Genomic DNA, 13,428 nt, shown 5'->3' on the forward strand with positions numbered 1-13,428 from the left:
AGACGCGGCGCGAACAGCGAGAGCGCTCTCGACCAGCTCGTCCCTCGCCGGAAGCAGCACCCTGCCCGGCCCGCGCCCATGCGATGCCGGGCAGGTCTTTTTGGTTTGACGTTCTCCTCAGAAATGCGCGAACTGTGGAGACGCCCACACCGCCGCGTGCGACGAAATCCCGTTGCGAGGAGAGTCGCGCCGTTCAGGGAGGCATGCCATGCGCGACGCTTCCAATGAAATGAAAAGAGCTGACTAAGAACGGAACGGCGGCGTTTGCCACCTTACCGCGACGGAAATCAAGATAATACGGAAATGCCGTATCAAGGGCGTCCGGGGCATTCTTCGGGGGACTCCCCGAAAGTGTCGAAGCGTCAAGAGGAATTGATTCCTTCAGGGGGAAACGCAATGCCCAAGTTCAAGAACCTCGTCGGGTTTCTCGCCCTCAGCACCGCGCTGACCGGCGGAGCCGTCGCACTCGGCGCCACCACGGCCACCACGGCAAACGCCGGCGTCGTCCAGACCTGGGGCGGCGGCGGCGGCTGGGGCGGCGGCGGCTGGGGCCGTGGCAACCGGAACCGCAACCACAACCGCAACCACAACCGTCTCCACCAGCAGCAGCGCGGTCACCAGCGCGAGGAGCAGCGTCAGCGCCAGCAAGTAATCAACAACATCCGCGTGCAGACCCCGCGGGAGCGCGAGCGCGAGCGCGAGCAGCCCCGTGAGGAGCGCGGCCTCCGCGCCGAGGACATCCTCGCCCAGCTCGTCCTGGCCCGCGGCGGCCGCGGCGGCAACGGCGGCGTCATCGCCGGCGGCGAGAACAACGACGCCAACGGCGGCGACGGCGGCGACGCCAACGCCGCCGGCGCCGCCAACCAGCGGCCGTAAGCGAATGCACCGTGGTGAGGCCGCCGAGCGACACGCGTGATCTCACCTGATGGGGACACCGGCGGCAACCCGCCGCCGGTGTCCGAAAGCCGCTCCCACGACTCTCCGCGTTCCACCCGGGACGCGGTTCCTCCTGCCGGCGTTCACAAGAATCGCGAGCAGGCCGGAAAGGGGCCCGACAGGCCCCCGCCGTAGGACGGCTACGACACCGACGACGAGGGCGCTCTCACATAACGCGAACCTCGCCGAAAACACCACCCTGCCCGGCCTCGCTTCGTGCGGGCCGGGCAGGGTTTTTCGTACGCACTGAGGGACGCACAGTCACAACTTCGCGGGCGCGTGCACCGCCGTACGTGGCGGAATCCCCTCGTGAACGGCTCCGCGCCATCCACATAACCATTGCCTGCGTGACGCTCCCAATGAAATGAAAAGAGCTGACTAAGAACGGAACGGCGGCGTTTGTCGTCTTACCGCGACGGAAACCAAGATAATACGGAAATGCCGCATCGAGGGCGTCCGGGGCATTCTTCGGGGGATTCCCCGAAAGTGTCGAAGCGTCAAGAGGAATTGATTCCTTCAGGGGGAAACGCAATGCCCAAGTTCACAAGGCTCGCCGGGCTTCTCGCCCTCAGCACCGCGCTGACCGGCGGAGCCGTCGCACTCGGCGCCACCACGGCCACCACGGCAAACGCCGGCGTCGTCCAGACGGGCGGCTTCGCCAGCTGGGGCGGAGGCGGCTGGGGCGGCGGCGGCTGGGGCCGCAACGGTCGGAACCACAACCGCAACCACAACCGGAACCACAACCGCCAGCACCAGCGCGAGCAGCAGCGCGAGCAGCAGCGTCAGCGCCAGAACCTGATCAACAACATCCGGGTGCACATCCCGCGGGAGCGCGAGCGCGAGCGCGAGCAGCCCCGCGAGGAGGGCCGCGACATGCGTGACGTGCTGGCCGAGAACCTCCTCGCCCAGCTCATCCGGGCCCGCGGCGGCAACGGCGGCAACGGCGGCGTCATCGCCGGCGGCGAGCGCAACGACGCCAACGGTGGCGACGGCGGCGACGCCAACGCCGCCGGCGCCGCCGACCAGCGGCCGTAAGTAATCACAAGTAAGCGCATTCTCCGGCCGTGAGACCGCCGAGCGACACGCGCGATCTCACCTGATGGGGACACCGGCGGCAACCCGCCGCCGGTGTCCGAAAGCCGCTCCCACGACTCTCCGCGTTCCACCCGGGACGCGGTTCCTCCTGCCGGCGTTCACAAGAATCGCGAGCAGGCCGGAAAGGGGCCCGACAGGCCCCCGCCGTAGGACGGCTACGACACCGAGACGAGGGCGCTCTCACATAACGCGAACCTCGCCGAAAACACCACCCTGCCCGGCCTCGCTTCGTGCGGGCCGGGCAGGGTTTTTCGTACGCGACCCTTTTCTGGCGAAGGACACGCACCCGCAGGCCACCGGCCGACTCACGCGAGCGAATCGCCTCATGAAGGACTACGCCGTCAACACCGACATGGCCGCGCGCGACGCGCCCAACGAAATGAAAAGAGCTGACTAAGGAGGGAATTGTAGCGTTTGCCATCCCCCTAGGCCGGAAATCAAGACAATACGGAAATGCCACATCAAGGGCGTCCGGGGCATTCTTCGGGGGATTCCCCGAAAGTGTCGAAGCGTCAAGAGGAATTGATTCCTTCAGGGGGAAACGCAATGCCCAAGTTCAAGAACCTCGTGGGGCTGCTGGCCGTCAGCGCCGCGCTGACCGGCGGAGCTGTCGCGCTCGGCGCCGCCACCACGGCCACCACGGCGAACGCCGGCGTCGTCCAAGTCGGCTGCGGCGGCGGCGGCTGCGGCGGCGGCGGCTGGGGCCGCGGCGGTCGGAACCACAACCGCAACCACAACCGGAACCACAACCGGAACCACCAGCGCGAGCACCAGCGCCAGCAGGAGCATCAGCGCCAGAACGTGATCAACAACATCCGCGTGCAGATCCCGCGGGAGCGCGAGCGCGAGCGCGAGCGCCCCCGTGAGGAGCGCGGCATCCGCGCCGAGGACATCCTCGCCCAGCTCGTCCTGGCCCGCGGCGGCCGCGGCGGCAACGGCGGCGTCATCGCCGGCGGCGAGAACAACGACGCCAATGGCGGCGACGGCGGCGACGCCAACGCCGCCGGCGCCGCCAACCAGCAGCGGCCGTGATCCGGTAAGCAAGCGCATTCTCCGGCCGTGAGGCCGCGAACGACCAACGGGCGGTCGGGCCGTCCTGTCCACACCGGTAAGAAACCTCGGTGACACCGGTACGGCCAGCGGCCGGGCGACGCGATGACGTCCGTCGCGACGCCCAAGCGGTCTCACGTTCTGGAAACACCGGGCCCATCCGGTCGGCACCGCCGACCGGATGGGCTTTTCGTGCGTACGACCCTGGGCGCCGTTTCCGCATTTCACACAGGACGCATCGTCGGGCACACGACTTTCGCCGACAATGCCATCGACCGCCGCACCGTGCGCCGTTCCCCGTCAGCTGTATGACTCACCGGCGGGCCATCCATTTTCCCGGAAAAAACCCCACGACACGGAGCATCGTCAATAAATCACATGCGGCACCCAAGATCCGTACGTCACCGTTTGTCGCTCCGCAAACTCGGCAATCAAGATGATATCGAGATGATCCACCCCGGATGATCTCAATCGTTCTCCACAATTCGATCCGGAGAGCGTCGAAAGGTAAGAGAGAATCAATTCCTTTCAAAGGAGAAGAGCAATGCCCAAGTTCAGGAGTGTCATCGCGGGGCTGGCGATCAGCACCGCCATGACCGGTGGGGCCGTGGCGCTCGGCGCCACGACCACCGCGACCACGGCGAACGCGGCCGTCGTCCAGGCCGGTTGGGGTGGTGGCGGCGGCTGGGGTCGCGGCCACCGCAACCGCAACTGGAACCGCAATCACAACCGCAGCCACCAGCGCCAGCACGGACTCCAGAACCAGCGGGAGCACCAGCGGCAGCACGTGATCAACAACATCACGATCCGTATCACCAGGCAGCTTCTGGACTCCCTGAGGCGGCGAGAGGAAGAGCGGGACCCGATGCTGGTGCCGGAGGTGGGGTTCAGCGGCGCCCCGATCGTGCCCGTCGGCTGAGCGGATCCGCACCGGACGACCTCGCCGTGATCGGCCCTCAACCTGAGCGGGGGACCCACGGAGAGGCGCTCACACAGGCGGGAGACATATACGTCTCCCGGCCCACACGATGAGACTCATCGTTTCAGCGCATAGAGGCGGACACCGCGGACGAGAGCCGTCGGCTCGTCGCCTTTTCCTACTACAGGGCCATCCGGCCAGGGAATCCCGGCCGGATGGCCGTTCCATTTCCCCACCCGTTCCCCACCCGTTCCCCACCCGCCCCGCCGTGCCAGGCCTCGCCAGCCGTTCCCACACGGCCGGGGATCGGACCGGCCCGGCCGCGCGCCGACCTTGCCCTGCGGATCTCCCGGCCGTATCCACGCCATGCCCGGCCTCCCCAGGCGTACCCGGGACACGTACGCGAGCCGTGGCGTCAGGCGGAGCGGCGCGCTCCGCGCTTGCGGGGCGCCTTCTCCTCGTCCTCGGCGTCCTCGGCGCCGGAGGCCGCCTTCTTCGCCGCGGCCTTCCCCCCGGCCTTCGTCCCGGATTTCGCGGGGCTCTTCGCGCCCGACGCGGCGGCCTCCTTCCTCGCCGGCTCGCGCCCCTCGCGCTCCCGCTTGGCGGCCTCCACGCTGGCGCGCAACGCGGCCATGAGATCGACGGCGGGCTTCTCCTCGGCGGGCGCCTCGGGGGCGACCACCTCCTTGCCCGCGACCTTGGCCTCGATGACGGCCTGCACCGCCTCGCGGTAGGCGTCCGTGTATCCCTCCGGATCGAAGTCCGCGACCATCGTCTCGATCAGGGACTCGGCCATTTTGAGCTCCTGGGGACGCACGTCGATGTCCTCGTCCAGGAAGGGGAAGTCCGCCTCGCGCACCTCGTCCGGCCACAGCATCGTCTCCAGCACGAAGATGCCGTCCCGTACACGCAGGGTCGCCAGCGACTCGCGCTGGCGCAGCGCCACCTTCACGATCGCCACCTGCCCCGAGCGCTCCAACGCGTCCCTCAGCAGCACGTACGGCTTCGCCCCCTGGGCCTCCGGCTCCAGGTAGTACGACTTGGCGAAGTAGATCGGGTCGATCTGATCGGACGGGGAGAACTGCAGCACGTCGATCCGGCGGGAGGTGGTCAGCGGCAGGTCGGCGAAGTCCTCGTCGGTCAGCACGACCATGTCGCCGCTCGGCAGTTCGTAGCCCTTGGCGATGTCGGAGTACGACACCTCCTGGCCGTCGAGCGTGCACACCCGCTTGTACTTGATCCGCCCGCCGTCCTCCCGGTGCACCTGGTGGAAGGAAACGTCCTTCTGCTCCGTGGCGGAATAGAGCTTCACAGGGATGGTGACCAGCCCGAACGATATGGCGCCCTTCCAGATGCTGCGCATAGCCACATACTCGTCTCTTTGTTCGAACTACACCATCAAGGGATTCAAAGGACTTGCCAGTTGGGCAGGTACCCACTCTGGCGGTGCCGTATCGGCTCCCGCCCCGGAGGTGCGGTGTGACCAGGAAGGTACGGGTCGAGGTCGAGGGCAGGCACCTGACGCTCACCAATCTGGACAAGCTGATGTATCCCGCGTCCTCGTTCACCAAGGCCGAGGTCATCGACTACTACACCCGCATCGCCCCGGTCCTCCTTCCCCACCTGCGCGGACGCCCGCTGACCGTCAAGCGCTACCCCGACGGCGTGGACGCCCAGTTCTTCTTCGAGAAGAACGTGCCCGGCCACACCCCCGGCTGGGTCCGCACGGTCACCCTGCCCGCGCCCGGCAGCACCAAGGGCCGCGAGACGATCGACTTCGCCGTGATGGACGACCTCGCGACGCTCGTCTACTACGCCAATCTCGCCGCGTTGGAGATCCACGTGCCCATGTGGCGGGTCTCGGAACGCGGGGAGCCGCTGCCGCCGGACACCCTGGTCTTCGACCTCGACCCCGGCGCCCCCGCCACGATCGTGGAGTGCTGCGAGGTGGCCCTCCTGCTCCGCGAAGCCCTCGCGGGTGACGGGCACGAGGGGGTGCCCAAGACCAGCGGAAAGAAGGGGATGCAGGTCTACGTGCCGTGGGACGGCGACGAGGACACCTCCGCGTACGCGCGGGCCCTCGCCCGGCGGCTGGAGCGCGAACACGCGTTCATCACCAGCGTGATGGCCAAGCGCGAACGGCCCGGCAAGGTGTTCATCGACTGGAGCCAGAACAACCCGGCCAAGACCACGGTCGCGCCGTACTCGCTGCGAGCCGCCGAGCTGCCCACCGTGTCGACCCCGCTCTCGTGGGAAGAGGTGGATGCCTGGAGGGATCCGGAGCAGTTCGTCTTCACGGCACAGGACGTGCTGGAACGGGTCGGGAAGCATGGAGACCTGTTCCGGGCCTCCACCGCGTAATCGGTACGGCCCGTGGCCGTAGTGTTGGTTCTGTCCCGCATAACTCAGGGCCGGGAACGGAGGGACGGCAGATGTCCGAGATGGACTCCCTCGGCGAGACGGCCGAGGAGCTCTCGATCGAGACACCGGAGGCGGACGCGGTCGAGCAGCATCAGCGGGTGAGGCCGTCTGACCAGAACCGCTGGCCCGACCAGGTTCCGATGGAGGCCGACCCCGCCGACGCCACCGAGCAGGAGCGCGTGGTCGAGGACGACGAAGAGGACTACCGCTGACCTGGTTACCCACGCGTAGGATGGGCGAGATCCCGCAACAAGGAGACGAGAGTGCCGTGACCGCTACCCCGGACGCCAAGCCGCGTGGCACCCGCCTGCCCCGTGTGGCCCGCCGCCGCCAGCTCCTGAGCGCGGCGCAGGAAGTGTTCGTGGAGAACGGCTACCACGCTGCGGCCATGGACGAGATCGCGGAGCGGGCCGGCGTCAGCAAGCCGGTGCTCTACCAGCACTTCCCCGGCAAGCTCGAGCTCTACCTCGCCCTCCTCGACCTGCACGTGGACGACATGGTCACGAGGTGCCACGAGGCCCTCGCCTCCACCACCGACAACAAGCAGCGGGTGCAGGCGGCGATCGGGGCGTTCTTCGACTTCGTGTCCAGCCAGGGCGAGGCTTTCCGGCTGGTCTTCGAATCCGACCTGCGCAACGTGGCCCCCGTACGCCAGCGGATGGAGCGATCCCTCCGCGAGAGCGCCGAGGCGATCAGCCAGGTCATCCAGGAGGACACCGGCTGTTCGAGCGACGAGGCGCACCTGCTCGGCGTCGGCCTGGTCGGCATGGCCGAGGTGAGCGCGCGGTACTGGCTCACCAGCCACGGTTCCATCCCCAAGGAGGCCGCCACCCAGCTCATGGCGCGCCTCGCCTGGCGGGGCATCAGCGGCTTCCCGCGCACCGGCTGACCGCGCGCCGCATTTCCTGTTCGCTTGACGCGATCAAAGGGCGCACCGGGGCGGCCGGCGGCGACGATGAGGGTTAGGCGCTGTCTGACGCAGCCCTCCGGAAAGGGGAGCCCGATGGAAGTCAAGATCGCTGTTCGGTCGGTGCACCGCGAGCTCATCGTGGAGACCGACATGTCGGCCGAGCAGATCGAGGAGGAGCTCCGCCAGGCCCTCGCCGCGGACAAGGGCGTCTTCTCGATCACGGACAAGAGCGGCCGGCGGGTGGTCGTCCCCGTGTCCGCGCTCGGTTTCGTCGAGGTCGGCGAGGACGAGCAGCGCACGGTCGGGTTCGGCGGCACGCTGTAGGGCCGCGCAGGACCGCGCACGACCGCCTCCGGTCACGGCGCGGAGGGCGGAGCCGGCGCGGCTGACAGGACAGGGTCGGGTGTGCCCGCTCTGGTCGGCGTGGCGGATCCGGGATGGCGGCGGACGCGTGTCTCGCTCGCGGCCGCCGTCCCGCCCTTCACGCGCGTCCGCGCACGGCCTCCGGTGGGTTCAGGGTCCCGGGGTGAGGCCCAGGGCCGACATGCGCTTCCCGTGTGCCTCGGTCAGCCGGGCGAAGAGGCGCCCGATCTCGGCGAGGTCCTCGCTGCCCGGCTCCACCAGCAGGGCGGCCAGATCCGGGCGGATCGCCGCCAGCCGCTGCCCCTGGCTCAGCGCCTCGCCCACCATCCGGCGCGCCCACAGCGCCAGCCGGCTGCTCAGCCGCGGATCCTCCTCGATCGCCGCACGCACCCGTTCCACCGTGAACTCCGAGCGCGCCTCGTCCGTCAGCACCTCGTCCACCAGCTCGGTGATGGAGGGGTCGGCGTGCCGCGCGGCCTCCCGGTAGAAGTCCCCCGCGATCCCCGTGCCCACGTACGCCTTGACAAGAGCCTCGCACCAATCGCGCGGCTTGGTCTGCTCATGCCACGCGTCGATGGCGGTCACGAAGGGCTCCATCGCGCTCTCCGGATCCACGCCGAGCGAGGCGAGCCGGTCGCGCAGCAGCCGGAAGTGCCCGTACTCGGCCGCGGCGATGTCGCCGAGGGCGGCCCGATCGGTCAGCGAGGGCGCGAGCAGCGCCGCGTCCTCAGCCAGGCGCAGGAACGCCGTCAGCTCCGCGTACGCCAGCACACCGAGCAGATCCACGACACCAGGAGGAGTTTCGTTCATGGGTGCAGCGTACGCGGGTAGATTCGTCCTGCCTGCCGCTGACTCTTCCGTCCCGTTCCCGCCTCGCGTGACCGGTTTCATCGCACAGAAAGCTTGACCAAACTTCGGGAACACGGAGAAAACGGTTCCGTGTTGTGGTATCGAGTAGACTGGTTCGCGAAGGTGCGACCGCACTGTTTGTTTTGGGCCGTCCGGCCCCAGACCCCCAGTAATTGGATGCCGCGGTCGCTGATGACGCCGAAGGCGCCATATCCGTGAGGACACGGCCTGGGAAGACCTTACGGCCGCGCAGGTTCCGGAGGGTCGCCTTCGCCGACGACTGAGGCAGGTCACACTGACGACGTTCCGAGACCTGGGAGTCATCCCAGAGATCGCTGATGCCCTGGAGACAGAGGGCATCACTTCACCGTTCCCGATTCAAGAAATGGCGCTCCCGCTGGCTATCGCCGGCCAGGACGTCATCGGCCAGGCACGCACCGGCACCGGCAAGACCTACGCGTTCGGCGTCGCGATGCTGCAGCTCGTGGGCAAGCCGCGGAAGAACCGCAAGAAGCCGCGCGGCCTGGTCCTCGTCCCCACCCGAGAGCTCGCTCTGCAGGTCAGCGAGGACCTCGTCCTCGCCGCCGGCAAGCTCGGCTCACGCATCCTCACCGTGTACGGCGGCCGCGCCTACGAGCCGCAGATCGAGGCCCTCAAGAGTGGCGTCGATGTCATCGTGGGCACCCCCGGCCGACTCCTCGACCTGGTCAAGCAGAAGCACCTCGACCTCAGCCAGATCACCATGCTGGTGATGGACGAGGCCGACCGGATGCTCGACCTGGGCTTCCTCCCCGACATCGAGCGGATCATCAAGCTGGTCCCCGAGAAGCGGCAGACCATGCTGTTCTCCGCGACGATGCCGGGCGAGATCGTGGCGCTGTCACGGCGATATCTCAACCGCCCGATCCACGTCCGCGCCGAGCACAACGACGCCGAGGCCGAGGCGACCCCGCAGACCACGCAGTTCGTGTACCGCACGCACCGCATGGACAAGATCGAGATCGTGGCGCGGCTGCTGCAGAGCACCACGAGCGGTCTCACCATGGTCTTCTGTGAGACCAAGCGCGCCTGCGACATGGTGGCCGAGCAGCTCCACGACAAGGGCTTCGCCGTCGCCGCCGTCCATGGCGACCTCGGCCAGGGCCAGCGTGAGCAGGCGCTGCGGGCGTTCCGCAACGGCAAGATCAACGTCCTGGTCGCCACCGACGTGGCGGCCCGCGGCATCGACATCGACGACGTCACCCACGTGGTCAACTACGACTGTCCGCAGGACGAGAAGACCTACGTCCACCGCATCGGCCGGACCGGCCGCGCCGGGCGCACCGGCGTCGCCGTGACGTTCGTGGAGTGGACCGAGCTCACCCGCTGGAAGGTGATCAACAACGCGCTCAGCCTCGACTTCGCCGAGCCGGTTGAGACCTACTCCAGCTCGCCGCACGTCTACACCGACCTCGACATCCCCGAGGGCACCAAGGGCGTGCTGCCGCGCGCGAACCGCTCCCGGGCGGGCCTGAACGCCGAGGAGATCGAGGACCTCGGCGAGACCGGGCGGGTGCGCTCGCGCACCAAGGGCGACCGTTCCGATCGTTCCGACCGTTCCGACCGGTCCGGCCGGGACGAGCGCCGCGAACGCCCGGCACGTACGCCGAGGGAGCGCCGCCGCACCCGCGGCGGACGCACGGTCGAGGCCACGGCATCCGCCGAGGCCCTCGAGCCGCAGGAGACTCCCGAGGTCGTGAAGGTCCGGGACAGCGAGAAGGTCCGGGACAGCGAGAAGGTCCGCGAGCGTGACGAGACGGTCGCCGTGAACACGGTTGCCGTCGAGGAGCCCCGCGCCGTTCCCGCGGACGTTCCCGCGGACGTTCCCGTGGACGTTCTGGCGCCAGAACCGGCGCCGGCGCCCCGGCCCAAGTCCGAGCCGGAGCGGATCATCCCACCGAACCCCTTCGTCGTGGTGTTCCGTTCTCCGGATCTCGCGACCGAGGACGACATTCTCGCGCCTTCCGCGGCGACGGAGCGCGCGGCCCAGCGCCGCCGCCCATCGCGATCGCGGCGAGGCGGATAGCACGGGAGAAACTCCGGTCCCCGGCCCGCCGGCCGGGGACGGGAGACCGCCATCCGGCAGTGGGTAGACCCTCTGTAGGAGGCATGAAGTTATGGGTCACAACCGGCAAAGTGTTGTTGGCGGTGTCGCCAACAGCCTCGCTGGGTATCGTGGTGCCACGTGAGTACGCCGCGATTCCTGACGCTTCCCCCAGGTGTCACCACCGAGCAGATCGAGACGCCGGCGGGCACGTTCGCGGTCCTCTCGGCGGAGCCCGTCAGCGGCGTCCCCGAGCGCTGGCCCGCCCTCCTCGTACCGGGATTCACCGGCAGCAAGGAGGACTTCATCTCCGTCCTGCAGACCCTCGCCCAGGCGGGGCGCAGGGTCGTCGCCGTGGACGTCCGGGGCCAGTACGAGACGCCGGGCCCCGAGGATCCGGCCGCGTACACGTGCGCGGCCCTGGGCGCCGACATCGACCTGGTCGCCCACGCCGTCGGGCGGGGTGAGCCGGTCCACCTGCTCGGTCACTCCTTCGGCGGCCTGATCACCCGCGAGACCACCCTGGACGGCACGGCCAAGCTCGCGTCGTACACGCTGATGAGTTCGGGACCCGCGGGCATCATCGGGCCGCGGGAGAGGGTCGGCCGGATCATGCTGGCCGAGCTGCCCGAATACGGCGTCGAATATCTCTGGACCAACCGCATGGAGCCCGACGCGATGAAGTCGGGCGTCCCCGACGAGATCGTGGCCTTCCTGCGCAAGCGCCTGCTCTCGCACTCGCCCGCCGGGCTGATGGCCATGGCCCGGGAGGTCCTGGACGCCCCCGACCGTGTGGACGAGCTCGCCCAGACCGGCCTCGCCATCCTCGTCCTGTACGGCGAGCACGATGACGGGTGGCCGCCGTCGCTGCAGGCGGAGATGGCCGATCGGCTCGACGCGGAGTGCGTGGTCGTGCCCGGCGCCGCCCACTCCCCCGCCGTCGAGGCCCCGGAGACCACGGCGGCGGCGCTCACCCGCTTCTGGAACGCGGCGGAGAGCCAGATCCTGCACCACTCCTGAGCCGGCCGACGCGCCGAACCCCTGTCCTGGAGAAAGTCATCCAGGACAGGGCGCCGGGCCTTCGCTCCCTTCCGCTCCGCTCCCCCGACCGCGGTGAGCATGTGCGGTCAGACACGACCTAGGCCAGGCCGTCCCAGGAGTTCCGATCCGGTGCGATCTGCTGCCCCTGTGGACAGTGCCGGCGGAAGTCACACCACGAGCAGATCGGCCCCGGGTTGGGCGGGAACAGCGCGTCGATCTCCGGAGGCATGGAGGGCGCGCCGTCCACGTCCGGCCCGGACGTCCCCGGTCCCGGTGCGGCGGACCGCCCACCCGGCCGTGAAGCGGCCGGCCGCGATCCACCCGGCCGGGACGCGGCCCAGGCGCGGTAGGCCTCATCGGCCTCGGACGCCTCCAGCGCGATCTCCTCGGCCCGGCGCAGATGCCGCTGGAGGGACTCGTCGTCGTGCTCCCACTCGGCCACCGATCCGGTGGGCAGGTGGTGCAGCTCCACCTTGCGGCAGGTGCGGTGCATCACCCGCGACGCGGCGGCGGCGTACACGGCCAGGGCCAGCGAGGAACGCGCGTCGTCGGTTCCCGGCGCCCGGCGGCCCGTCTTGTAGTCGACGACCACGAGCTCGTCGCCGCGCCGGTCGAGCCGGTCGATGCGCCCGGAGACCGCGATCACGGAGGTCCGGGTGGCCACGGTGCGCTCGACGCCGACCGGCTCGTCCGCCGGATCCAGCGCCGCGACATATCCGGACACCATCTCGCGGGCCCGGTCACGCCAGGCCAGGGACTGCTCCTGGTCGCGGAACCCCTCGCCGATCCAGCCGCTGGTGAGCAGGGTGGCCGCCGTCATCGGCGTCCGCCGCTCGTACGGCTGCCGCCACCACCCGGCCAGCGCGTTGTGGACCGAGGCCCCGACGCTGTTGTGCGCCCAGGGCGGCCCCTTCTGCGGCGCCGGCCGGTCAAGGTAGGTGAAGCGATAGCGGCGGCGGCAGTCGAGCCACGAGTTCAGCCGTGAGGGCGTGCACGCGTACAGCCGGCGCGGCATGCCCTCGAATCCGAGCTGCTCCATGCGGAGTCGCCTACTCGTCGTCGAGCGTCAGCCTGATGCCCGCGGCGCCGGTGCCGTCCACGAGGGGCGACTCATGCTTCTCGTCGCCTCCGGTGAGGGAGCCGGACAGCCAGCTGTCGAACTGCGGCTCCAGGTCGCCGATCCGCGACTCCTCGCCGTGGGCGGGCAGCACGCGGGTCGCGTGCGGGAGCGTGAACAGCCGCTCGCCGATGGCGGTGAGCTGGTCGGCCAGCGCGGGGTACTCCCCGCCGAGCCGGCCCGGGCCGTCGGCCTGGAGCGACTTGCCGGTGAACACCGCGCCGAGCGACTCGCAGTACAGCGAGACGCCGCCCTGGGTGATGCCGGGCGTGGAAAGGACCTCCAGCTCGACGCCGCCGACGGAGAACAGCCCCTCGTCCTCCATGTCGATGTCGGGCCAGGTCTCCTCCCAGGTCTGGCGCCACAGGCGCTTGTCCTTGGGGTGCAGGGCGACGACGGCCTCGTCCCTGGCGGCCACCTCGATGGCGCCGCCCACGTGGTCGGGCAGCCCGTGGGTGCAGATGACGGCGAGCACCTCGCGGTCGCCCACCTTCTCCAGGATCTTGTCGGCGTCGCGCGCCGGGTCGACGACGATGACCTCCTCGTCGTCACCCACGATCCACGTGTTGTTCTCAACCTTGTGCTCGACGTCGTCGATCTCGACCACGCCGGAGGTCACCACTCGTTCGATACGCGCTGTCACA

14 protein-coding genes are annotated in these 13,428 nt (G+C 69.3%); 10 read left to right on the forward strand and 4 right to left on the reverse strand.

Features of this window, described 5'->3' with window-relative positions; genetic code table 11:
* The first annotated feature begins 396 nt into the window (after positions 1-396).
* From ACQP1V_RS39345 to ACQP1V_RS39360, 4 genes are all read left to right on the forward strand, one after another.
* Positions 397-876 (forward strand): hypothetical protein, encoded by a 480-nt coding sequence (locus ACQP1V_RS39345; protein ID WP_433416093.1) that lies wholly within the window; start codon positions 397-399, stop codon positions 874-876.
* Positions 877-1,467: 591 nt separating this feature from the next.
* Positions 1,468-1,971, forward strand: a complete 504-nt coding sequence (locus tag ACQP1V_RS39350) for a hypothetical protein (protein ID WP_433416096.1) — start codon at positions 1,468-1,470, stop codon at positions 1,969-1,971.
* Between the two features lie 606 nt (positions 1,972-2,577).
* A complete protein-coding gene (locus tag ACQP1V_RS39355; RefSeq protein ID WP_433416099.1) occupies positions 2,578-3,063 on the forward strand; it encodes a hypothetical protein in 486 nt (161 codons plus the stop codon).
* A 562-nt stretch (positions 3,064-3,625) separates the two neighbouring features.
* Entirely contained in the window at positions 3,626-4,000 is a 375-nt protein-coding gene (locus tag ACQP1V_RS39360; protein WP_433416102.1) for a hypothetical protein, read from the forward strand.
* A 415-nt stretch (positions 4,001-4,415) separates the two neighbouring features.
* Here the strand turns inward: ACQP1V_RS39360 and ACQP1V_RS39365 are convergent, their stop codons facing one another.
* Complete coding sequence (locus ACQP1V_RS39365) at positions 4,416-5,363, reverse strand: Ku protein (RefSeq protein ID WP_433416105.1); 948 nt, start codon at positions 5,361-5,363, stop codon at positions 4,416-4,418.
* Between the two features lie 116 nt (positions 5,364-5,479).
* Between ACQP1V_RS39365 and ligD the strand changes: the two genes are divergently transcribed.
* The 4 genes from ligD to ACQP1V_RS39385 all read left to right on the forward strand — a co-directional run bounded on the left by ligD (position 5,480) and on the right by ACQP1V_RS39385 (position 7,655).
* Positions 5,480-6,361, forward strand: coding sequence for a non-homologous end-joining DNA ligase (gene ligD / locus ACQP1V_RS39370; protein ID WP_433416107.1), 882 nt, complete (start codon positions 5,480-5,482; stop codon positions 6,359-6,361).
* A 71-nt stretch (positions 6,362-6,432) separates the two neighbouring features.
* Entirely contained in the window at positions 6,433-6,633 is a 201-nt protein-coding gene (locus ACQP1V_RS39375; protein ID WP_387409282.1) for a hypothetical protein, read from the forward strand.
* A gap of 56 nt (positions 6,634-6,689) precedes the next feature.
* On the forward strand, positions 6,690-7,310 hold the full coding sequence (locus ACQP1V_RS39380; protein WP_084259649.1) for a TetR/AcrR family transcriptional regulator: 621 nt from the start codon (positions 6,690-6,692) through the stop codon (positions 7,308-7,310).
* Between the two features lie 114 nt (positions 7,311-7,424).
* Positions 7,425-7,655 (forward strand): DUF3107 domain-containing protein, encoded by a 231-nt coding sequence (locus tag ACQP1V_RS39385; RefSeq protein ID WP_387409281.1) that lies wholly within the window; start codon positions 7,425-7,427, stop codon positions 7,653-7,655.
* 189 nt (positions 7,656-7,844) lie between these two features.
* On the opposite strand, the gene ACQP1V_RS39390 is transcribed toward ACQP1V_RS39385, so the two are convergent.
* Positions 7,845-8,504, reverse strand: coding sequence for a ferritin-like fold-containing protein (locus ACQP1V_RS39390; protein WP_433416112.1), 660 nt, complete (start codon positions 8,502-8,504; stop codon positions 7,845-7,847).
* A 424-nt stretch (positions 8,505-8,928) separates the two neighbouring features.
* On the opposite strand from ACQP1V_RS39390, the gene ACQP1V_RS39395 reads away from it, so the two are divergent.
* Positions 8,929-10,608, forward strand: a complete 1,680-nt coding sequence (locus ACQP1V_RS39395) for a DEAD/DEAH box helicase (protein ID WP_433416115.1) — start codon at positions 8,929-8,931, stop codon at positions 10,606-10,608.
* A 159-nt stretch (positions 10,609-10,767) separates the two neighbouring features.
* The gene (locus ACQP1V_RS39400; RefSeq protein ID WP_067142101.1) at positions 10,768-11,646 is read left to right on the forward strand and encodes an alpha/beta fold hydrolase; all 879 of its coding nucleotides are present in this window, start codon (positions 10,768-10,770) and stop codon (positions 11,644-11,646) included.
* 118 nt (positions 11,647-11,764) lie between these two features.
* Here the strand turns inward: ACQP1V_RS39400 and ACQP1V_RS39405 are convergent, their stop codons facing one another.
* Positions 11,765-12,706 (reverse strand): RecB family exonuclease, encoded by a 942-nt coding sequence (locus ACQP1V_RS39405; RefSeq protein ID WP_433416118.1) that lies wholly within the window; start codon positions 12,704-12,706, stop codon positions 11,765-11,767.
* 10 nt (positions 12,707-12,716) lie between these two features.
* Positions 12,717-13,427, reverse strand: coding sequence for an MBL fold metallo-hydrolase (locus ACQP1V_RS39410; RefSeq protein WP_067142107.1), 711 nt, complete (start codon positions 13,425-13,427; stop codon positions 12,717-12,719).
* Position 13,428 lies beyond the last annotated feature (1 nt).

Source organism: Microtetraspora malaysiensis, assembly GCF_050947145.1.
GTDB classification, from domain to species: domain Bacteria; phylum Actinomycetota; class Actinomycetes; order Streptosporangiales; family Streptosporangiaceae; genus Microtetraspora_A; species Microtetraspora_A malaysiensis.